Origin of the sequence: Paenibacillus lupini (assembly GCF_011761355.1) — a bacterium.
Lineage (GTDB): Bacteria > Bacillota > Bacilli > Paenibacillales > Paenibacillaceae > Pristimantibacillus > Pristimantibacillus lupini.
The window spans coordinates 1-20199 of record NZ_JAASRW010000010.1 but is presented as its reverse complement, the minus strand read 5'-3'; the positions used below and the strand labels follow the sequence as shown (position 1 = coordinate 20199).

The 20199-nt window shown below is 47.0% G+C and carries 20 protein-coding genes and 15 tRNA genes; 2 read left to right on the top strand and 33 right to left on the bottom strand.

What is annotated here, in order from left to right:
* Nucleotides 1-92: 92 nt before the first annotated feature.
* From FHS17_RS26455 to FHS17_RS26420, 8 genes are all read right to left on the bottom strand, one after another.
* Nucleotides 93-1193 carry a Gfo/Idh/MocA family protein gene (locus FHS17_RS26455; protein WP_167281780.1) on the bottom strand — a complete coding sequence of 367 codons (1101 nt, stop codon included), beginning with the start codon at nt 1191-1193 and terminating at the stop codon, nt 93-95.
* Nucleotides 1186-1881, bottom strand: a complete 696-nt coding sequence (locus FHS17_RS26450; RefSeq protein WP_167281778.1) for a ThuA domain-containing protein — start codon at nt 1879-1881, stop codon at nt 1186-1188. Before FHS17_RS26450 ends, FHS17_RS26455 begins: the two co-directional genes overlap by 8 nt.
* Before the next feature lie 30 nt (nt 1882-1911).
* Complete coding sequence (locus FHS17_RS26445; RefSeq protein ID WP_167281776.1) at nt 1912-3081, bottom strand: Gfo/Idh/MocA family protein; 1170 nt, start codon at nt 3079-3081, stop codon at nt 1912-1914.
* Nucleotides 3082-3109: 28 nt separating this feature from the next.
* The gene (locus tag FHS17_RS26440; RefSeq protein WP_424992020.1) at nt 3110-4111 is read right to left on the bottom strand and encodes a LacI family DNA-binding transcriptional regulator; all 1002 of its coding nucleotides are present in this window, start codon (nt 4109-4111) and stop codon (nt 3110-3112) included.
* A 222-nt stretch (nt 4112-4333) separates the two neighbouring features.
* Nucleotides 4334-5920: a peptide chain release factor 3 gene (locus tag FHS17_RS26435; protein WP_167281774.1), complete on the bottom strand. Its 1587-nt coding sequence runs from the start codon at nt 5918-5920 to the stop codon at nt 4334-4336.
* Between the two features lie 39 nt (nt 5921-5959).
* Complete coding sequence (locus FHS17_RS26430; RefSeq protein WP_167281771.1) at nt 5960-6583, bottom strand: cyclase family protein; 624 nt, start codon at nt 6581-6583, stop codon at nt 5960-5962.
* 30 nt (nt 6584-6613) lie between these two features.
* On the bottom strand, nt 6614-8158 hold the full coding sequence (gene zwf, locus FHS17_RS26425; RefSeq protein WP_167281769.1) for a glucose-6-phosphate dehydrogenase: 1545 nt from the start codon (nt 8156-8158) through the stop codon (nt 6614-6616).
* A 123-nt stretch (nt 8159-8281) separates the two neighbouring features.
* Entirely contained in the window at nt 8282-9031 is a 750-nt protein-coding gene (locus tag FHS17_RS26420; RefSeq protein ID WP_167281767.1) for a YwmB family TATA-box binding protein, read from the bottom strand.
* Between the two features lie 115 nt (nt 9032-9146).
* Here FHS17_RS26420 and FHS17_RS26415 point away from each other — a divergent pair, with 115 nt between their 5' ends.
* A complete protein-coding gene (locus tag FHS17_RS26415) occupies nt 9147-9530 on the top strand; it encodes a hypothetical protein (protein ID WP_167281765.1) in 384 nt (127 codons plus the stop codon).
* A gap of 75 nt (nt 9531-9605) precedes the next feature.
* A complete protein-coding gene (locus tag FHS17_RS26410; protein ID WP_167281762.1) occupies nt 9606-10271 on the top strand; it encodes a hypothetical protein in 666 nt (221 codons plus the stop codon).
* A gap of 73 nt (nt 10272-10344) precedes the next feature.
* On the opposite strand, the gene FHS17_RS26405 is transcribed toward FHS17_RS26410, so the two are convergent.
* The 25 genes from FHS17_RS26405 to FHS17_RS26285 form a co-directional block, all read right to left on the bottom strand.
* Entirely contained in the window at nt 10345-11013 is a 669-nt protein-coding gene (locus FHS17_RS26405; RefSeq protein WP_462931740.1) for a response regulator, read from the bottom strand.
* A 26-nt stretch (nt 11014-11039) separates the two neighbouring features.
* Entirely contained in the window at nt 11040-12047 is a 1008-nt protein-coding gene (locus FHS17_RS26400) for a histidine kinase (RefSeq protein WP_167281760.1), read from the bottom strand.
* Nucleotides 12048-12135: 88 nt separating this feature from the next.
* Nucleotides 12136-12831 carry a PspA/IM30 family protein gene (locus FHS17_RS26395; RefSeq protein WP_167281758.1) on the bottom strand — a complete coding sequence of 232 codons (696 nt, stop codon included), beginning with the start codon at nt 12829-12831 and terminating at the stop codon, nt 12136-12138.
* A 2-nt stretch (nt 12832-12833) separates the two neighbouring features.
* Complete coding sequence (locus FHS17_RS26390) at nt 12834-13316, bottom strand: PspC domain-containing protein (RefSeq protein WP_208420583.1); 483 nt, start codon at nt 13314-13316, stop codon at nt 12834-12836.
* Entirely contained in the window at nt 13304-13990 is a 687-nt protein-coding gene (locus tag FHS17_RS26385; RefSeq protein ID WP_167281753.1) for a PspA/IM30 family protein, read from the bottom strand. Before FHS17_RS26385 ends, FHS17_RS26390 begins: the two co-directional genes overlap by 13 nt.
* Before the next feature lie 23 nt (nt 13991-14013).
* Nucleotides 14014-14313 (bottom strand): LiaF transmembrane domain-containing protein, encoded by a 300-nt coding sequence (locus FHS17_RS26380; protein WP_167281750.1) that lies wholly within the window; start codon nt 14311-14313, stop codon nt 14014-14016.
* A gap of 198 nt (nt 14314-14511) precedes the next feature.
* On the bottom strand, nt 14512-15606 hold the full coding sequence (locus FHS17_RS26375) for a GerAB/ArcD/ProY family transporter (protein ID WP_167281747.1): 1095 nt from the start codon (nt 15604-15606) through the stop codon (nt 14512-14514).
* Between the two features lie 12 nt (nt 15607-15618).
* A complete protein-coding gene (locus FHS17_RS26370) occupies nt 15619-15852 on the bottom strand; it encodes a hypothetical protein (RefSeq protein ID WP_167281744.1) in 234 nt (77 codons plus the stop codon).
* A gap of 2 nt (nt 15853-15854) precedes the next feature.
* Nucleotides 15855-17057, bottom strand: a complete 1203-nt coding sequence (locus FHS17_RS26365) for a Ger(x)C family spore germination protein (RefSeq protein ID WP_167281741.1) — start codon at nt 17055-17057, stop codon at nt 15855-15857.
* Between the two features lie 11 nt (nt 17058-17068).
* Entirely contained in the window at nt 17069-18535 is a 1467-nt protein-coding gene (locus FHS17_RS26360; protein WP_167281738.1) for a spore germination protein, read from the bottom strand.
* Nucleotides 18536-18695: 160 nt separating this feature from the next.
* Nucleotides 18696-18777 (bottom strand) — tRNA-Leu (locus FHS17_RS26355).
* A gap of 12 nt (nt 18778-18789) precedes the next feature.
* A tRNA-Arg gene (locus FHS17_RS26350) sits at nt 18790-18866 on the bottom strand.
* Nucleotides 18867-18884: 18 nt separating this feature from the next.
* Nucleotides 18885-18958: transfer RNA gene (locus FHS17_RS26345), tRNA-Cys, on the bottom strand.
* A gap of 14 nt (nt 18959-18972) precedes the next feature.
* Nucleotides 18973-19047, bottom strand: a tRNA-Gly gene (locus FHS17_RS26340).
* Between the two features lie 5 nt (nt 19048-19052).
* Nucleotides 19053-19128, bottom strand: a tRNA-Gln gene (locus tag FHS17_RS26335).
* A gap of 33 nt (nt 19129-19161) precedes the next feature.
* Nucleotides 19162-19237 (bottom strand) — tRNA-His (locus FHS17_RS26330).
* A 24-nt stretch (nt 19238-19261) separates the two neighbouring features.
* Nucleotides 19262-19335, bottom strand: a tRNA-Trp gene (locus FHS17_RS26325).
* A 4-nt stretch (nt 19336-19339) separates the two neighbouring features.
* Nucleotides 19340-19423, bottom strand: a tRNA-Tyr gene (locus FHS17_RS26320).
* A gap of 8 nt (nt 19424-19431) precedes the next feature.
* A tRNA-Thr gene (locus tag FHS17_RS26315) sits at nt 19432-19507 on the bottom strand.
* Between the two features lie 28 nt (nt 19508-19535).
* A tRNA-Phe gene (locus FHS17_RS26310) sits at nt 19536-19611 on the bottom strand.
* Nucleotides 19612-19626: 15 nt separating this feature from the next.
* Nucleotides 19627-19703, bottom strand: a tRNA-Asp gene (locus tag FHS17_RS26305).
* A 36-nt stretch (nt 19704-19739) separates the two neighbouring features.
* Nucleotides 19740-19816: transfer RNA gene (locus FHS17_RS26300), tRNA-Met, on the bottom strand.
* A 16-nt stretch (nt 19817-19832) separates the two neighbouring features.
* A tRNA-Val gene (locus FHS17_RS26295) sits at nt 19833-19908 on the bottom strand.
* 79 nt (nt 19909-19987) lie between these two features.
* Nucleotides 19988-20062, bottom strand: a tRNA-Glu gene (locus FHS17_RS26290).
* 43 nt (nt 20063-20105) lie between these two features.
* Nucleotides 20106-20196 (bottom strand) — tRNA-Ser (locus FHS17_RS26285).
* Nucleotides 20197-20199: the final 3 nt, after the last annotated feature.

Sequence of the window (20199 nt, the reverse complement as noted above, 5' to 3'; positions counted from 1 at the left end):
ATTTTTACACCGATATTAAGATGCTGCTGACGAAAAAAAGAAGCTGACGGGGTGCCCGCCAGCCTGCTTCTATATCTAACTTATAAGTGCTATTAATCCAAGCAATAGGCAGCAAGGCCAAGTGTGAATGGAGCTGGCTTATTGCATGTGCTCTTCATTGTGTAATGAGCGCCCTGCTCGGCAGCGTCGAAGAAGCCATGCATCGCTTCCAGTACATGATAGGCAAGCTCACCGCTAGGACGATGCTTGCGTCCAGTCAATACAGCCTTAGCTAGATCGGCCGCACCAAGTCCCCTTGCATTCTCCGTGTTTTGGAAGGCAAGCGGAATACTCGTCCATTCGGTCGAACCACTGCGTCTGATCTTAATGGTACCGCCGAAATTATTTGGATCTGGCACAAGCATACTGCCAGCAGTGCCGTATACTTCGATCCAAGGTAAAGTCGAACCGCCTTTCACGTCAAAGCTTGTCACCAAAGTACCAATTGGACCAGCAGCGAATTCGATCACACCTGCTACATGAGTAGGAACCTCAACCTGAACTTTTTGTCCAAATTTCGGCTGGCTAGTGATCGTACGCTCAGGGAACGAAGCACGTGCCATGCCGGTTACACGGCTGATTGGTCCAAGCATCGCAACCAGCGCTGTCAAATAGTAAGGACCCATATCGAACATTGGGCCGCCGCCTTTTTGATAATAGAATTCCGGAGCCGGATGCCAAGTTTCATGGCCGCCTGACATCATGAATGCAGTCGCGCCAATTGGAGTACCAATCCAGCCATCTTCAATCAGCTTAATACTTGTCTGAATGCCGCCGCCAAGGAAGGTGTCCGGTGCGCTGCCAACAAGCAGGCCTTTCTTTTCAGCCAGCTCAAGGACTTGCTGAGCTTCTTCACGAGTGACCGCGAAAGGCTTCTCAACATACACATGCTTACCAGCTTCCAGTGCTTGCAGACAAACGGCAGCGTGAGCTTGTGGAATAGTTAAGTTAATAACCATACCAATCTCTGGATCAGCCAGAAGATCTTCTACGGAGCAGCCGTGAATACCAAATTCCTCCGCTTTCGCTTTAGCCCGCTCTACGTCGAGATCCGCGCAAGCAACAATCTCCATCGAATCAAACTTCTTGCCATTGTTCAAATAAGCGCTGCTAATATTTCCTGTTCCGATAACGCCAACCTTTAACTTATCCATGAGTATGAGTCCCTCCGTTTACCGCTGCAGTTTTACCTTCCGCGCACCAGAGGAAGCCTCGGCGCATCATTTCCTTCACCACTGGGATATCGATAATGTTAGCTTGATGACCAAGAGAGTTATAATAGACACGCCCAACGCCCCAACGCTTCGTCCAAGCGACTGGCATATCCACTGCTTTGTTCAGGGAATGTGGACCTTCTGTAACTGGGAAACGAGTAGTCGCAAGCACTTCAACCGCAGGGTCAACATGTAAATAATATTGCTCCGAGCTTACTTCGAAATCTTCGATGTCTTGCGTTAGCGGGCTGGAACTGTGCTTGATGTTAACGACATAGTTCGTACCGTCATTGCCTGGATGAGCAACCCATTGGCCGCCGGTCATAAACTGCCAGTCTACATTCTCACGGAAGGCATCGCACATACCGCCATGGCAGCCTGCAAGTCCTACACCGCTTTGTACGGCTAAGGATACGTTCTCAACGTATTCCGGTTTGATTTTGTCCATCGTCCAGACCGGTACGATCAGATCCAATGCTTTCAGTTTCTCACCATCTGCGAAGGCATCCAGCGAATCCGACACTTCAACCTCAAAGCCTTCCTTCATCAGCACCTCTTGAAAAAGACCTGCAACTTCCTTCGGCTGATGACCATCCCAGCCACCCCATACGATTAGTGCTTTTCTCATGATCCAATTAATCTCCTCTGCTCGTGGAATCTATTGAAACTCTTTCAAAGCAACCCAGCGCCGCTCTGCAATCGAGCGTTCAACCGCAACAAGCACCTCTTGGCATCTCACACCATCGTAGAAGTTTGGTACCGGCTGACGATCTTCCGCAATAGCAGTCATCAGCTCATGAACCTCATGGGTGAAGGTATGCTCGTAACCAATTGTGTGACCAGCCGGCCACCATGCATCCATATAGGCATGCGCAGCATCTGTAGCGAGTACGCGGCGGAAGCCTTGTACATCCTCTGCATCATCTGTGAAGTAAACTTGAAGCTCATTCATCCGTTCGAAGTCGAACTTGATGCTGCCCTTGCTGCCGTTAATCTCGAAAGCATTCGTACAACGATGACCAGCGGCAAAACGTGTTGCTTCGAAGCTTCCAAGCGCACCGTTCTCAAAGCGAGTCATGAACAAGGTTGCATCATCAACCGTTACTTCGCCACGCGGCGCATCGGCACCACTCTTCGTTCCGCTAAGTCCCGTCATACCGGAGGAAACCGGACGCTCTTTCACAAACGTCTCTTCCATACCGATTACTTCTTGGAATTCACCAACAAGGAAACGAGCCATATCAATCAGATGCGCCCCCAGGTCACCATGAGAACCGGATCCAGCAATTTCTTTCTGCAAACGCCATACGAGCGGGAATTCGGGATCAAGAATCCAGTCCTGCAGGAACACAGCGCGGAAATGATGGATTTTACCGATACGACCTTCGGAGATCAGCTTCTTAGCCAACTGTACGGCAGGAGCAAAGCGGTAGTTAAAGCCAACCATATGCTTTACACCAGCTTTTTCAGCAGCTACCAGCATTTCGTTCGCGTCCTCCAAAGTCAGAGCCAGAGGTTTCTCACAGAACAAATGTTTACCAGCCTCAGCTGCGGCAATCGTAATCTCCTTATGAGCATCACTTGGCGCATTAATATCAATAAGATCAATATCATCACGTGCGATAAGCTTACGCCAATCCGTTTCGGCACTTTGCCAGCCGAACTGTGCGCGTGCTTTCTCGAGTCCTTCTGGATCACGTCCGCAAATAGCTGTCATCTCCGGCAATACCGCTGTTTCTGGGAAAAACATCGGCACTGCGCGATAAGCGTTGCTATGCGCCTTACCCATAAATTTATATCCAACCATCCCGACACGAAGTTTGCCCATTCCTAACTACCGCCTCTCGAATAAGTAATTAAGTTGTTTCACGTTTTACTAGCTGAACGGGAAGAATTGTATTCCCCTCTTCGGATTCCTCCGCAAGCAGCTTCATCGCCGCCCTACGACCCATTTCATAAAAGGGAACTGAGACCGTCGTCAGTTTGGGACTCACAATTCTTGAACTGTCCGAGTCATCATAGCCGATAAGCCCAATATCTTTGCCCGCTTCAATACCACGTTCCCTTAGCCCATCCATCAGCCCAATCGCCATCCGGTCATTGGCGGCAAATACAGCATCGATCTCCTTCTTCTCTATACCTTCAAAGATCTTAGCTGCGGCTTCAAATCCGCTCTTCCTGCTATAGTTGCCAGTGAAGATCCTCTCTTCCAGAAGTGGAATGCCGGCTTCTGTCAGTGCCCGCTCATAGCCGGCAAGACGATCGCCGCTGCTTGAGAACGCATTAGGCCCGTTTAGGAAAGCAATGCGCTTAAAGCCTTTCGCTATAAGGTGCTGTACAGCCGCAAAGCTGCCCGATTCGTGATCTGCATCAACCGTTAAATACTCTTCTTCGTCAAACCGCTGATTCACGAGACAAAACGGGAAACCCTCCACCTGAAGCTCCCTAAGTGCTGCACGCTCTTCCGCCACATCCTGTGCGCCCAGCACGATGCAGGCATCCACTTTCTGTGTACGGTACAGCTTGGCATAATCACGGGGACTATCCGGTTCCCGGAAGATAAGAAGCAGATCGTAGTTGCAAGCCTTCGCCGCTTCACCGATCCCGCTTAAGATCTCTGCAAAATAATAGGTAGAGAACAAATGCACCTTTGGAACAAAAGGCAGAATAACGCCAACATTCCCGCTTTTCCTGCGGGCAAACCGCTGTGCAAGCGCATTAGGCACATAACCTATCTCTTTCGCAGCCTCGAGGACGCGAATACGTGTCTCTTCCTTGATAGGACCTACATTGTTCAGGACCCGAGATACCGTCGCTTCCGATACACCCGCCAGCTTCGCTACTTCTTTCCTGCTAATAATCGACAGCCTCCTGTATGCTCGCTAATCAAAAGACAACTTGCCGCTGTCATTCTTGTAAGTAATGTACACGCGTACATTATGTCATGAAAGCGCTCTTCCGTCAACCGGATTAAGTGAATAACTTTACCTTATTTTTCATTTAAACAGCAAAAATCCCCTGACGGAGGACAGCAAGTACTAACACGTCAGGGGATTTTTGTTAATTGCTATATGTTCAGCTTATGGAGCTGTCTCCAGGAATTTCATCGTTGGATTCTTATCCATTGCAGTACGCATCGCATACTCGTTCTCGAACAAGACAACATAATTGCCTTTCTTATCCTTCACGAGTGTCGAGTTGATACGGAATTTCGAAGGATCAATCTTATCGTCAACGATCCAGCGGGCGAATTGAAATTGCATACGGTGCAATTGAATATCTACCCCGTATTCACCTTTCATCCGATATTCGAATACCTCGAACTGGAGATGACCAACAACGCCAAGAATCGTTTCCTCAAAGCCGCTTGCAGAGTGGAACACTTGAATCGTACCTTCCTCTGTCAGCTGATCGATACCCTTCTGATACTGCTTATGCTTAAGGGCATTCTTAACCGTTACTTTGGCGAAGATCTCCGGCGAGAACGTCGGCAGCTCGTCGAACACGATCTCGGAGCCTTGCGATAAGGAATCGCCAATTCGGAAGATACCTGGATCAAACAAACCAATAATATCGCCAGGATAAGCCGTCTCGACAATATCACGGTCTTGTGCCAGGAACTGCTGAGGCTGGGATAGCTTAATATCTTTGCCAGCGCGTACATGTCTAACGCTCATCCCGCGTTCGAACCGTCCGGAACAAATCCGCAGGAACGCAATACGGTCGCGATGCGCCGGGTTCATGTTCGCTTGAATCTTGAAGACGTAGCCGGAGAATTTCTCGTTCGTAGGCTCGATCTCTCCTGCCGTACTTTTCCGTGAAGTCGGCTTTGGTGCCAGCTGCAGGAAGTTCTCAAGGAAGGTTTGAACACCAAAGTTATTAACCGCACTTCCGAAGAAGACTGGAGTCAGTTCGCCCGCTTGAACTTTTTCAAAATCAAACTGATCGCCTGCTACATCAAGCAGCTCCAAATCATTCACAAGCTGATCAGTCAAGTAGTCGCCTGCCATCTCACGAATAATGGGATCGTTATAGTCATCGACTTTACGAACCTCAATAACGTCATGGTCATTCCCTTGGAACAGCTCAACCTGATTTTTCATCCGGTCATACACACCACATAACTCGCGGCCCATACCAATTGGCCAGTTCATTGGAACCGAACGGATCCCAAGTACCCGCTCCAGCTCTTCCATCAACTCGAATGGGCTTTGACCTTCACGGTCCAGCTTGTTAATAAACGTGAAGATCGGAATCCCCCGCTTGCGGCAGACTTGGAACAGCTTAATCGTCTGCGCCTCGACGCCTTTCGCAACGTCTATCAACATAACTGCGCTGTCCGCTGCTGTCAGCGTACGGTACGTATCTTCACTGAAATCTTGGTGACCTGGGGTATCCAGAATGTTGACCCGATGTCCCAAATAATCAAATTGCATAACGCTGGACGTAACCGAGATACCACGCTGCTTCTCGATTTCCATCCAGTCAGATGTTGCGTGACGGCTGGCTTTACGAGCCTTTACCGACCCTGCAAGACGAATAGCTCCCCCGAATAAGAGGAGCTTCTCTGTTAATGTCGTTTTACCGGCATCAGGGTGAGAGATAATCGCGAACGTACGGCGCTTATCAACTTCCTGCGAAATTTCATTACTTAATGTTTGGCTCATGCTTGCCTTCCCTTCATGGCGTCGCGATGCAACGCCCCTTTATCCATTCCCGATAAGCAGTGCGCGTGCCGGCGCTGCTTCAATACCGGTCAATTTCAAAGGTGCGATCACCATGAAATAAGTGCCCGGCGGCACTTCCTTCAGGCGAAGACCTTCTACAATAATGACATTGTTGCGGAATAACGTCCGATGTGTAGGATACGCTTCTTGAGATCGTTCAATTCCAAGACCATCCGTACCTATACCACGTACTCCAACCTCAACTAAATACCGGGCGCCGTCTTCCCGCAAAAACACAAAATCAGATTCGAACGTATTCGAATAAGAATTTTTTGTTTTTACAAGGATCCATTCGCCCTTCTGCAAACCATGCTTCTCAAGATCTTCTCTTGTGATACTATCTACCACATCGGTAAGATCAAGAACGCGAGCATTACCAACCAACTCTTCAAGCCCAATCGTCTCAATAGTAGCGCCATCCTCCAGCATATGCAGAGGCGCATCGACATGGGTGCCGCAATGGACATCCATATCGATGCGCGATTCATTAACGCCGTCTGGAGAGGTAGGTTGGGAGTTTATTTGAGGCTGCTTACTTTCATGGTTTCCCCATACTTGCATGCCCTCTTCGATTGTCATCGAAATATCATAAACCTTAAACATAAAGGTAAATCCCTCCGTGAGCGGTGTACTTTACTTGCCGCTATTTGATACCCAAATGACATTGTCTTCTTCTTGTCCGTTAACCGGCCACCATTTGAAGCCATCTTGTGCCAGCAATTGATTAGCTTTCTCAGGACCCCATGAACCTGCTGGATAATGCTGCAGGTCATTCGAATCTTCACGCCATGCAGCTGCAATGCGGTCAACAAACTCCCATGCTTGAGCTACTTCATCCCAACGTGTAAAGTAAGTCGAATCGCCGCGGACCGCATCATGGATCAGGCGCTCATAAGCTTCCGGCGTGTTGATGCCGATTTGGCAGCTTTGGCAGAATTCCATGATTACCGGCTGTACCGAATTATCTTCGCCCGGTGTTTTCGCATTTACTTTAATGTAGATGCCTTCCATCGGGTTAACGCGGATAACAAGCAGGTTTGGCTGCAGGTCATGACGTTGAGCAAACAGTACGTTTTGCGGCATCGATTTGAATTCGATAACAACTTCAGTTGTTTTAACCGGCAGGCGTTTGCCTGTACGGATATAGAACGGTACACCCGCCCAGCGGAAGTTATCAACGGCCAGCTTCGCTGCAAAATAAGTTTCCGTTGTAGAGTTCTCACCTACGGAATCCTCTTCGCGGTAGCCAGGGAGGTCCTTCCCTTTATGGGAGCCTTCGCTGTATTGACCACGCACTACGTTGCTGCGTACAACATCGCTTGAGCTGTATGGACGAAGGGAACGAAGCACTTTTACCTTCTCATCGCGAATATCTTCACCATGCAGGCGGCTAGGCGGCTCCATAGCAATCATCGTAAGCATTTGCAGCATATGGTTTTGGCCCATGTCGCGAAGAGCGCCGGATTTATCATAATAACCACCGCGTTCTTCTACACCAACCGTTTCCGACAATGTAACCTGCACGTTAGCGATATGGTTATTATTCCACAGCGGCTCGAAAAATGCGTTAGCAAAACGGATAACTTGAATGTTTTGAACCATCTCTTTGCCAAGATAGTGGTCAATACGGTAGATCTCTTCTTCTTTAAATACTTGTGTAATTTGATCGTTAAGCTTTTGAGCCGACTCGAGATCATAACCAAATGGTTTCTCGATAACCACGCGGTGCCAGCCCTTCGACTCCAGCAGTCCGCCATCACGCAGGCTGAACGATACTGGTCCGAACAGGGATGGAGCAAGTGCCAGGTAGAACAAACGGTTACCCGGAATATTAAATTTGGCATCCAGTTGATCCGACAGAGTAGCCAGACCACGGAATGCTTCTACATTGTTAATATCAAGCGGCATATATTCGAAATGCTCTGCGAAACGGTTCCAGAGCTCAACGTCATCTGCTTTATAACGGCAGAACTCTACGATCGAGTCGTACAGATCAGCGCGGAACTGTTCGTTCGTACGCTCTCTGCGGGCGAGACCTACAACGGCGAAATTTTCTGAAAGTTTTCCTTCTTTATATAGGCTAAACAGGGCAGGAAACAACTTGCGTTTCGCCAAATCGCCTGTCGCTCCAAAAATATAATAAATAGCGCCTTGCGCATTTGATGATTCAACGTTCATTTCAGTAAGTTCCCTCATTCTTTCCTATTATTTTTTTATTTTTATTTATGTAGTTTAGCATATTAATCCTTAAACTGCTATTCATCCAATCATAAAAAAAACTGATTAGCATTCTTATTTCTTCTAATCGATTCCTTGCTGTGACACGGTGTAATCGCCTGTTATCAGTGGAATTCCTATGATCAGAGAAAGCTGCTTTGACTCTGTTTCACGATGCGCTGCGATCTGAAGATTAGCCTTTTTCCCCGCTCCTGCTTCTACAGCTGAGAACAATTTTTCTGAGTAGTATGCCTCACTTACTGTCCCACTGTTATCCTTATACCGATCGATCCGTTTTCCGCTGGCTGCATGAGCCAGCCGCTCTGCTGCGTTATTATATTCCGTATCGCCTCGAACCGTCATTCCTCCGGAATAAGTTAACCCTGATTCCTTTAAGTCAGTCTCCACCATGTTAACAATAGCTAGCAGCTGCTTCTTTGCTGTCCCTTGCTTCGTGACATAGACAATCATGGCTTGATTTTCAGAGGATAACGGGAATATGGACAGTGTGCCCTGTTCCTGACCAATTTCATCCGCTTGCAGCTTTTGCCCAGTCTGCTCTAATACTGCTCCCTCTCCTTCGATATCCCATCTGAGCGTCCATACCGTATTTGCAGCCCCTTTATTGTATAGCTTGTCCGTCCATTGCCAGAGCAGAGCGATATCATGGGCCAGAACACTGTCGTTCTTCTGGTTACGAATTTGATCCTTGTTCACTGCCGCCCATATAACCCCGGATAATAACACAACTGCAGCAATGATAATTCCAAGCCGGGCTCTTTGGGATGCTGCCTGATCAGCTGTCTTGCGAGCGAATCGATTTGTTGACATCATGAAGCTCTCCCTTCAACCATTTATTACCGCTAGGTATATAACCATACCTATTCGCCTGTAGGTGAATACACTGGTTGCAAAGCCTACTTCAGTTATAGACAAGGAGGAATGAATCATGGATCAAATCTATCCCTTAGAGGAGGACCTGATCTCACAATATTGCGGGATGCCTGTTTATGTCGTGATGAAGGATGGATCGAGGCATATCGGTATATTGAGCAAATGCAGCAAAGGGAAGCTGACACTGAATGAGGATCCTAATAAAGCTGCAGCAGTTGAATCAGAAGCGGAAACTGAACCTCCAAAATCTTCGAAAAAGAATAAAAAAAGCGGGAAATCAAAATCACCGTCCAAATCCAGTAAGCCGGCTGAGCTGCCGGTTCAGACGCAATCCTACCCGTTCGATCCTTACTATTATGAACCACGCCCGTACTTTCCGTTCCGTGATGTGATTGCCATTGATTTGGCGCTTATCGCCTTTCTATTTCTTATTTTCTAATAGGACATCATTCGCCAGCCTTTGCCATTAATACGTAATATGCTGGAGTCATTATAGATAAGGAGGCAGCCAAAAATGTACATTACACCGTTGTCGTACGCCAAACGCACAGAACGATTATCCGTCGTTTCTCCAATCCGACCTTACGGCAGCGCCCCATTCCGTGAAGAGGAGCCGACACGACTGCCTCCTGAACCTGGTTTCTATGACAGCTTCGACTGGAACCAGCCTTACCGTCAAGCTGCAGAATGTGCGGCAGAGTGGCTGCAGCATAGTAGACAAGCCCAGCTCACCATCAGAGCTTCCGCTCGTCAGATCAAACATAATCCTTCTCTGCTTGTTCTGGAAGAGCAGCTGCAGCGTGTAGTCGATACAATCAACGGACTGCATATCCGTTATAAGGACCTCGAAGCTTACCTAAAACCTGAGCTGTGGACATCTATCGAGGTGGCCATGCAGCATCCCGATGCGAAGCAATTTGGTCTAACCAAAGAATCAGGAGACTGGCATATTGATTTTCCAAAATCCTTTCCTGTTGAATCCTCTATTCCAACATTAATTGGTCCAAGAGGCTGGATGACTGGTCTTCATAAAGCACTGGAAGAGCCGCTGTCAGTCAAGGCGCTGGATTTGCTGCGTGGGGATATCCCGCTTCTGCAGCCGTACAGTTGTTATTATAGCTCCATGAAAACATACTGGCCTTTTCCAACAAGCGGGATGCTGTTAAATCGCCTTCTTTAACTTATTTTAGCAAAAAAAGGAGCTCTCCTAAAGATAAACTTCAGGCAGCCCTCATCGAAATAAATAGATGTCATTATTCTGCAATCCCCTGCTTATGTGCGTAGATTGCTGCTTGTGTACGGTCGTCAACGTCAAGCTTATTGAAAATATTCGTAATGTGAAATTTCACTGTCTTCACACCAATAAACAACTCGTCCGCTATCTCCTGATTGGACATACCTTGAGCGACCCGCTTTAACACGTCCATCTCCCGCTCCGTCAAATCATCATGGAGTGCAGCTTGTACAGGCTGCTTCGGTTTGCGAAGTCGGTTCATCATCTTGGCTGCAACCTGTGACTCCAGCACAGATTGGCCCCTTGCTGCTGCACGGATGGCATCAGCAATCTCCGTTGCTCTAGCTGTCTTCAGCAAGTAGCTGAATGCACCCGCTTCAATAACCGGATATAGCTTGCTGTCATCAATAAAACTCGTTAATACAATGACTTTGCACTCTGGATAAAGCTCAAGCAGCTTTTGTGTCGTCTCCACACCGTCCATACCATCCATTACAAGGTCCATGAGTACGATGTCAGGCTTATAGGCCTGGGCCAGCCGAATACCGTCATAACCGTTGCTGGCTTCCCCTACAACCTCAATACCTTCCTCCGTATCAAGCACGGCAGCAAGACCAATTCGTACCATTTCATGATCATCCACTAATAAAACTTTAATTTGTTCATTTAGCTGCTCGATCGGTTCCACCTATTATTCACCGCTTTCTTTTGCATTCACTTTCCTCCGTCAATCGGAACACTAATATCGATAGCTGTTCCTTCCCCCGGTTTAGAAACCATATGTAAATAGCCGCCAAGCTCATTTACACGCTCTTCCATTGTGAGTAATCCATAAGATGTCTGTTTTTTCGCTTCCAGATCGAATCCAATCCCGCTGTCTTTAATTAACATACGTACTTCATGGCCTTTCCGATGCAGGTTAATTTGCATCCGATCAGCCTTGGAATGCCGCAGCGTGTTGGATAAAGCCTCCTGTGCAATCCGGAATAAATGATCTTCCGCCTCTGGCTTGAGCGTTATCGTATCATCGACATCCAAATCAATCGTCATTGGAACCTTCTGCTTAAGCTCGTCCACAAGTGCGGTTAGAGCTGCCGCCAGATTTTTGCCATCCAAATGAACGGGCCGCAAATGAAGCAGCAACGCCCTCATCTCAGATTGGGCAACAGAAGCCATTTCTTCAATCAGCTGAACCTGCCTGCGGGCTCTCTCCCAGTCACGCTCGATCGTACGGCTGACAGCTGTTGCTGTCATGGATATGGCGAATAACTGCTGACTCACGGCATCATGCAGCTCTCTTGCTAGCCGCTGCCGCTCTTCAATGACTGCCGAGAACTTGACCTTCTCAGTCCATATTGCTTCGCTTTCCGTTTGCTCGTTCGCATGATTTCCTTCGGATTCTTCTGCAGAATTCAGCGTTACGCGGTAGCTGCGCCTGCGCTGCTGCTCACTTAAACGCTCTACAGCCTGCTTCAGCTTTGAATTTTGCAGAAAACCGACTACAGCCGCGGCTGCTATTGCTGCACCAATAACGGTGAGCCCTAGAATGGCCCATTTCCCTCTAAAGGTATAGAGCTGTACATAACCGATTGCCTGCAGCACAATGATGACGAGACTGACAATAATAATGAGCCAGAGAATAGTCTCCGTCACATGTTTGCGCCTTGCCTCTTGATTCGGTCTATCCGTATGATGGGGCTCATTTGACTGCCCTTGGGCCACCTAAGTCCACTCCTTTTTAGTACGCACGCATGGAAGAGCAGACCGGCTAACCGGTCCGCTCTTCCGCTTTGTCATGCTGTTATCTTAATTATTGTTCTACCGGTTTACTCATCTTATTTTTTAACGCCTCAAGCTGCTCATCAACCTTCAGCTTTTTCTCCATATCGATGGCGTTAAATGTACCCGTCGTGCTTCCATTGCCATTGTACGCATAAGGGGTGCGAAGAACATCCGCTTCTGCTTCAAGCTGCATAATTTTCTCTTCCATACGGTGGAAGCCTCTAGATGCTGTACCGCTGTCAATCGAATGGTTCGAAGAAATTTGTGCCATTTGCTTCTGAGCTTTAGCAATTTGAGCGCGGGACGCTAGCTCATTACGTTTATTGCGAAGCTGGTAGAATTCCTCTTTCATACCATGGAGCTGCTGCATCAGCTCTTCCGCCTGTACTTTTGCTTGAGCGTGAAGTTCTGTGTACTCACCTACTTTTTGTTCGAAGTAAAGCTTCTCTTCCAACAGCTTGCGGGCAAAATCTTCTTGATCGGCACGAAGCGCTGCTTCTGCTTTGGATTCACGGTCGGTAATAGCGCGAACCGCTTCTTCCAGACGTTGTTTCAGACGACGTTCGTTCGCCATTTGTTTCGCTACCGTTACTTCTGCTTGATGAATTTCCGATTCCATGTCACGCAAGTATTGATTAAGCATAACTACCGGATCTTCCATTTTATCCAATACCTCGTTTACAGAAGCCTTCGTCATGTCTTTCATTCTTTTAAAAATTCCCATTGTTAAATCTCTCCCTTCTCATGTTTGGCCAATTTGGCACGTAACTCTTCGATTTCTTTACGTAATGCTTTTTTTTCAAGATCATCCATCATGCTATCGAATTGCGATGAAGAAGATTGCTGGTTGTTGCTGGATTGTGAATAGCTGTCCCATTGTCCTTGTGGAGGGTTTTTATATGGACCACCGAAGGATGAACCGTAACCATTTTGGTTGCCGCCATAGTTATTGCCATAGCCGCTTCCATACCCGCCACCAAATCCGGGACCTGGTCCAAAACCTCCGTTAGGGAAGCCAGGTTCCTTCGGTACAATAAAGCCTGCAATGAGGTAGACCGGAATAGCGAAGCCGCTCGTAAAGATCGTTACAACGATAAGTAGGATACGGATAAGCGTCACGTCTACATTGATCATTTCCGCTAGTCCACCGCAAAGGCCAAACAGCTTCTTGTCGCGGCGGGATCGGTACAGTTTTTTCAAGACGACCATCCTTCCTTCTCAAGCTTCTTCTTTAATTGCTGCAGCTCACGGTCAATAATGGATTGCACCTGGTTACCTGCTTCTGTAATGAACTCTTTGCCCATTCTGCGCAGATCGTGCAGGCTCTTCGCTTCCATCTCCATATCACCGATACGATCTTCCAGCCTTCTGAACATCGTACCTGGCTGTACGCCGCCCGCTTGGCTGCCCTCTGTAAACCGGGCGTTCATACGCTGCTGAAGTCTAAGTGACTCCATTCTCGCTGCGTAATACTCGCGTTTGTCATATACCAGCTGGTACTCACTTCGCATTTCGCGAAGCTGATCTTCCAGCTCCATCGTATTTTGCCGGCTTTGCTCATACAAATCGCGGTATTGCACAGAACGCTCCTCACTGGTTGCTTTCTCATGAAGCGCCATTCGCGCCAGCTGCTCTTCACCAGCTTTTAGTGCTGTAAGTGCTTGCTGCTCTCGCTTTTCCTTTTGGTGTTCAGCTTGCAGCCATTGCGCTTTCAGATGATTGCTATGTCCTAAGTACTGCTGATGCAGCTTCTCCGCTTGAATAATATCTTCACGTGTTGACCAGAGGAACTGATCAATCAAGCGAACCGGATCTTCTGCTTTCTCTAATCTTTCATTTAAGGTGGCGACCGTTATGTCGCGCACTCGCCGCATAATGCTCATGTATGGCCCTCCCAACTTTTATATTAGAAATTTCGATGATTGTTATTTTTCTTAACCATGGAGATACCGAACAAAATCAGTACAACCGCGATTCCAAGCATAATCAATTTGGACAATGCTGGCAGGAGCATGATAATACCGATAGCACCAACGATCCCACCGATTATTTTTCTATTGCTTCTCCAAGCAACTACCCCAAGTCCAATTAACACAATCGCGAACAGGGTACCGAATAAAAACCCGAGATGAATCCCAAAGAATTTAAGTACCATGATGCCGCCTGCAACAGCAAGCACTAAGCCTAACGCCTTTTTCCCATCCATTGCTTCTTCCACCGCCTCTCCGAATCGCTTCCTTTACGTTACTGTGAAGCTCTTCTTGCTTATGTACCTATTGTAGATCGATTTCACTCTTTCTAAAACGGACCACCGACGGTATCTATGCTAGACCTTAGTCGAGTCGCGCTTCCGCCTCAAGGGTCAAATAGACAAAAAACGCCGATTCCATCGAGGGAACCCGCGCTAAGTGCTTGGTTTCAACTTGGATCGAATAAGATCAACAAGCAGAAGAAGCAAAGGAATAACAACCATAGAAACCATTGCATAAACCGACCATACCCTCGGTGTAAATTCGATATAGTCTACAATATTTTTGTACACAACAATCGACAGCACCACCAGAATGATGCCAAGTGGCAGCGTCAACGTACGATAATCCTTTAAGCCAAGCGATTGTGCCATACCTAGAATAGCTGCATAATAGCTGATTGTAATTTTGAAAAAAATCGTAATCAACCATATAACAGCAATTACGGACTCCACCTTTTGCAAAAAGTTTGCGACATTGATCTGTTTCGCCAGGGTATAAGTCGGATACATGTTACGTGCAGTAAAATCACTGCCCAAAACTAGAATACATAGGAGAATGGACACTAATAGAACCACTCCCCCAAGCATAGTCCCCATCATCCAGCTCCGTCTAACCTTATCTATCCGATTCACATAAGGAACAAGCATCAGGAAGACCACAAGCTCCTGAAGACTAAAAAAATAAAAAGAAGCAAGGAGTACCGGCCTCATCCCCCACTCCATAACGGGTTGAATCCGTTCCATATCTATTTCTTTCAAAAGTAAAACGGCGAATAAAAGAAACAGAACGAGGATGACCGGCAGCATAATCTCTGAAGTGCGGCTGAAGGTCTCAATTCCCAGCCTGACCGCATAGATCACCACAGCTACGATAAGGATGTGAATGACTTCAATAGGCGTCTCGGGCATAATCTCCGTCGTCATAAAGTTGCCCACAACGCGTAGCAGAAGAGCCGTTAGTAAAAAGATATACGACATAAGAAAGAGAGAAACTAGCTTTCCCAGCCATTTTCCTAAAATAAGCTCACAATACTCGGCTAAAGTTTTATCCGGGTATCGAGCCGCGAGAGCATAGTACAACAATACGGAAAGCATGCTTAAGACGAGCCCAATTAATACAGAAATCCAGCCATCCTGCTTCGTAAGACTAACAACCATTGAGGGAACGATCAAGATAGACGTGCCAATCATAAAAAGAAATACCAATATAGTAAATTGGCGTGCGCTTATTTTTCCTTTTTCCAGCATGTCCGGCATCCCTCATTTGAATGATTCATAAATCATACTACCAAGCGGTTTGAAAACAGCATTAATGCCTGTCACAGGATTCGGCAGATCCACATGCAAGCTTCCGAGAACTGCCGCTGTACATCCAATTACAATCAGGAATCCGAATACAACGCCGTCACGGATTGATCTTCTCTTGGTCAGCTTCGGAATCTCATAGGCAATAATTGCTGCGGTGACGATGAGAACACCAATAATGCTCCACATATTTACTCCCTTTGCTTCTGCTCCATAAAGGAGTTATTAAGCGTACCTATTTCTCGGATTTTAAGATCTACCTTCACGGTTACAGGAAGACTTGAAAAAACAGTTTCCCATTGGTCGTTAACCTTATGCCAATATTTTGGGTACGAGCGATGGAACGCTTCACCAAAACCAAAAATATCGGATCCATATGTCTGTTGTACCTTTTTAATGGCCTTCTCCATATTCTTCTGAAGCTGCTCACTTGCAATGGTTTCAAGCTCATTAATCGTATCCAGTTTCGTCAGATCAATCCGGCATTTCACTTCCCCGATATTAACCTCTGTTCGAGTAGCCAGCTTTATAGCCGGATTATCTGCAGTTAAACTTGGCTTTATCTTAGTTTGAGAACGGATTACCTCAAGAGATAACTTTCCGCCTGTTGGACAAGGAATAACAAGCACAGTACTATCAATATCATCATGGATGAACGAATAGCTTCTGCTGTCTTCCTCTGACAGCCATCCAATCAACTTCTCTTTGCTAAAAACTCCAAGCCCTGTATACACAAGCTCTGCTGGTGATGAGATTTCTTCAACATTTTTCTTGCTCTTGCCCACCTCCTGCGGCCCTGTATATCGAATACCGGTTAAAACAGGATTCTTACCTTCGGTGACAATGTCTCTAATAAGCATATCAAGTGTCATGGTAGACGTATGCGCCCAAGCTTTCTGCGAAGCACTTAACGAATAATACATTTGGTTCGCCGGGATAGCCTCCAGATGAGTTAATACTTTAAGCGTACTGGCTGCACTCGTCTTCCTTGCAACAACAATAAAAAAGTCAGTACGATGCTCATGATTACGAGATACATAATCAAGAACATCATTTACTCCTTCTCTTGCCAGGTCTTCTTGAATGACAAGAATACGAAGATGGGAATTATAAATTTTCCTTGGCGACACCGTTGTAATCTTACGCATCGCCTCGAAGATGGTTTGTCCTTTTGCCTGATACATCGTTACTGGTGTCCTTGCTCCAGAGGTTTTATTAGAAGCGACCTCTCCCGGATCTACAACCTGCACGGACACCAGGTATTGATCATCAACCTTATCGAAGCCAAGTCCCACCGCGATGGCCAGGTCGTTCAGTTCTCTCCGGTTCCAACAGCCTGTTATGGTGAGAAGTAAAGGCAGTAGAAGCAGAAAGGCTAATGTTCTCTGTTTCATTATTCCTTCACCTACCGATTTGGGCCCGGAGGCTTTGTTTTGTTACGCGTTACATTCTTCTGGCTGACTAATCGTGGACGAGTCTTCATCGCCCAGAAAGGTAAACGGAATATCGTATCCCTCTTGGCATCTGCATTATAGGGTCCAAATGGGGTCATGTATGGAATTCCAAACGATCGCAAGCTGCATAAGTGCAATATAAGAGCAAGAATACCAATCACAATTCCATAAAGTCCAAATGAGGCAGCTAGTCCCATAATGATGAAACGGATCATCCGTATTGAAATCGACATATTAATGGAAGGCACTACAAAGCTGGAAATCGCCGTAATCGACACAACGATAACCATTGCAGCTGAGACAATCCCCGCCTCAACAGCAGCTTGGCCAATAACGAGTGTCCCTACTATGGAGATGGCTTGACCTATAGGCCTAGGCATACGAATCCCAGCCTCACGCAGCACCTCGAACGTAATTTCCATCATTAGTGCTTCAATCAACGCTGGAAAAGGAATCCCCTCTCTCTGAGCTGCTAAACTAATGAGCAAGGGAGTGGGCAGCATTTCCTGATGAAACGTAGTAATCGCAATATATAGCGAAGGCCCAAGCAGCGCGATGAATATGCCAACAAATCGCAGCATCCGCAGCAACGAACTAATATCCGCACGCTGATAATAATCTTCTGCCGAATGCAGGAACGAGATAAACAGCGCCGGTACAATAAGAACATGTGGAGTCCCATCCACTAAAATCGCAACTTTCCCTTCCAACAGCTCAGCTGCGATCACATCCGGCCGCTCTGTGTTGTACATCGTAGGGAAAGGAGTGTAGATATCGTCTTGAATCAACTCTTCGATATACTGGCTTTCCAAAATGCCATCAATATCGATCTGATCCAATCTGTCCCTTACTTCCTGCACAATCGAATCGTTTACAATCCCATTGATATACATAATTGAAACATCTGTTTTTGTGATTTTCCCGATCTGTCTGTTTTCCAGCCACAGATTGGGATTCTTGATTTTACGTCTTATTAATGCCGTATTTATCCGGATCGTCTCTGTAAAAGCTTCCTTTGGTCCACGGATCACCGTTTCTCCAATTGAATCTGCTACTTCTCTTCCCTTGGCTGCATACATACCAATGGAGTAACATAATGACCCACGATTCAACAGTAAAATCGCATGTCCGGAAAATAGATGATGATACAGCATCTCCGTATCTTCAACCGTCGAGATATCTCCGGCAGTTATGTAATCTTTTAACCTATTGGAGATCAAATCGGTTTTATCAACTTCAATCATCAGCGTCTCAAGAATAAAATCCTGAATCGCCTTCGTATCTACTAGTCCATCTGTGTAAAACAAAATTGCATCTATGTTTACGCCATCTTTGCCTATCCTAAATTCACGACAAACAACATCCGCGCTTTTGGAAAGCATCACTTTAATCGCCGGAATATCAAATGGCTGCTTCATGCTGTCTAACGACCTCTTCGCATTTTCAGATACCCTTCAGTATGGTCAAAGAACCTAGTCGATAAACAAAACAAAAAAGTGCTTAAGATCTTAAGCACTTCATTTCAAAGCAAAAACGCTGACTGCAAGAATCTGCAATCAGCGTTGTGATTTTAAAGTATGGTGCCGGTGAGAGGACTCGAACCTCCACGGTTTCCCTCACGATTTTGAGTCGCGCGCGTCTGCCATTCCGCCACACCGGCATTTTGTGAATATGGCGTGCCCTAAGAGATTCGAACTCCTGACCTTTTGATTCGTAGTCAAACGCTCTATCCAGCTGAGCTAAGGGCACATCTTTTCGAAACAATTGTGGAGGCGCCACCCAGATTCGAACTGGGGATAAAGCTTTTGCAGAGCTTTGCCTTACCACTTGGCTATGGCGCCATCCTAAAAACTTTTGGAGCGGAAGACGGGAATCGAACCCGCGACCCTCGCCTTGGCAAGGCGATGCTCTACCGCTGAGCCACTTCCGCAAAAATGGCTGGGGATAAAGGATTCGAACCTTTGGAATGACGGAGTCAAAGTCCGTTGCCTTACCACTTGGCTAATCCCCAACACAAACATCTTTTTTGAACGAAGAGTGAAAATGGGGCGATCGATGGGACTTGAACCCACGAATGCCGGAGCCACAGACCGGTGCGTTAACCCCTTCGCCACGACCGCCATACTCACTACTTTATTCAAATCTGGCAGGGGCAGCAGGAATTGAACCCACACCAAAGGTTTTGGAGACCTTTGTTCTACCTTTAAACTATGCCCCTAAAATGGTGGAGGGCGATGGATTCGAACCACCGAACCCGAAGGAGCAGATTTACAGTCTGCCGTGTTTAGCCACTTCACTAGCCCTCCACAAGCTATGGTGCCGGCGATAGGAGTCGAACCCACGACCTACTGATTACAAGTCAGTTGCTCTACCAACTGAGCTACACCGGCATATTAAAATTATTTGAGCCATCTAACATGGTGGCTCGGGACGGAATCGAACCGCCGACACGAGGATTTTCAGTCCTCTGCTCTACCAACTGAGCTACCGAGCCTGATGTTTGATTAAATGGCGGAGCTGACGGGATTCGAACCCGCGGTCTCCTGCGTGACAGGCAGGCATGTTAGGCCTCTACACCACAGCTCCACATCGTGTTCTCGGTAAAAACCGAAGATAAAGTTTTGGTTGCGGGGGCAGGATTTGAACCTGCGGCCTTCGGGTTATGAGCCCGACGAGCTACCGAGCTGCTCCACCCCGCGTCATCGAAAATTTATATGGTGGAGGCTGAGGGGATCGAACCCCCGACCCTCTGCTTGTAAGGCAGATGCTCTCCCAGCTGAGCTAAGCCTCCATATTCTCTCGAGCGACTTTTATAATATATCATATCGAAGTCTGTTTTGCAAGAACTTTTTTTAATCTTTTTGTAAAGATGGTGACCCGTAGGGGATTCGAACCCCTGTTACCTCCGTGAAAGGGAGGTGTCTTAACCCCTTGACCAACGGGCCTTGCAATTTGCGAAGTATGATCTACTCCGTAAGAAAAGTTATATGGCAGAGAGGAAGGGATTCGAACCCTCGAGACCCGGTTAGAGCCTACACGATTTCCAATCGTGCTCCTTCGACCACTCGGACACCTCTCTATA

Bases quoted from the DNA above. Each gene is read 5' to 3' on its own strand.
- FHS17_RS26455 (WP_167281780.1), bottom strand. From the start codon at position 1,193: ATGGATAAGTTAAAGGTTGGCGTTATCGGAACAGGAAATATTAGCAGC.
- FHS17_RS26450 (WP_167281778.1), bottom strand. From the start codon at position 1,881: ATGAGAAAAGCACTAATCGTATGGGGTGGCTGGGATGGTCATCAGCCG.
- FHS17_RS26445 (WP_167281776.1), bottom strand. From the start codon at position 3,081: ATGGGCAAACTTCGTGTCGGGATGGTTGGATATAAATTTATGGGTAAG.
- FHS17_RS26435 (WP_167281774.1), bottom strand. From the start codon at position 5,920: ATGAGCCAAACATTAAGTAATGAAATTTCGCAGGAAGTTGATAAGCGC.
- FHS17_RS26430 (WP_167281771.1), bottom strand. From the start codon at position 6,583: ATGTTTAAGGTTTATGATATTTCGATGACAATCGAAGAGGGCATGCAA.
- zwf (WP_167281769.1), bottom strand. From the start codon at position 8,158: ATGAACGTTGAATCATCAAATGCGCAAGGCGCTATTTATTATATTTTT.
- FHS17_RS26420 (WP_167281767.1), bottom strand. From the start codon at position 9,031: ATGATGTCAACAAATCGATTCGCTCGCAAGACAGCTGATCAGGCAGCA.
- FHS17_RS26415 (WP_167281765.1), top strand. From the start codon at position 9,147: ATGGATCAAATCTATCCCTTAGAGGAGGACCTGATCTCACAATATTGC.
- FHS17_RS26410 (WP_167281762.1), top strand. From the start codon at position 9,606: ATGTACATTACACCGTTGTCGTACGCCAAACGCACAGAACGATTATCC.
- FHS17_RS26395 (WP_167281758.1), bottom strand. From the start codon at position 12,831: ATGGGAATTTTTAAAAGAATGAAAGACATGACGAAGGCTTCTGTAAAC.
- FHS17_RS26390 (WP_208420583.1), bottom strand. From the start codon at position 13,316: ATGGTCGTCTTGAAAAAACTGTACCGATCCCGCCGCGACAAGAAGCTG.
- FHS17_RS26385 (WP_167281753.1), bottom strand. From the start codon at position 13,990: ATGAGCATTATGCGGCGAGTGCGCGACATAACGGTCGCCACCTTAAAT.
- FHS17_RS26380 (WP_167281750.1), bottom strand. From the start codon at position 14,313: ATGGATGGGAAAAAGGCGTTAGGCTTAGTGCTTGCTGTTGCAGGCGGC.
- FHS17_RS26375 (WP_167281747.1), bottom strand. From the start codon at position 15,606: ATGCTGGAAAAAGGAAAAATAAGCGCACGCCAATTTACTATATTGGTA.
- FHS17_RS26370 (WP_167281744.1), bottom strand. From the start codon at position 15,852: ATGTGGAGCATTATTGGTGTTCTCATCGTCACCGCAGCAATTATTGCC.
- FHS17_RS26365 (WP_167281741.1), bottom strand. From the start codon at position 17,057: ATGAAACAGAGAACATTAGCCTTTCTGCTTCTACTGCCTTTACTTCTC.
- FHS17_RS26360 (WP_167281738.1), bottom strand. From the start codon at position 18,535: ATGAAGCAGCCATTTGATATTCCGGCGATTAAAGTGATGCTTTCCAAA.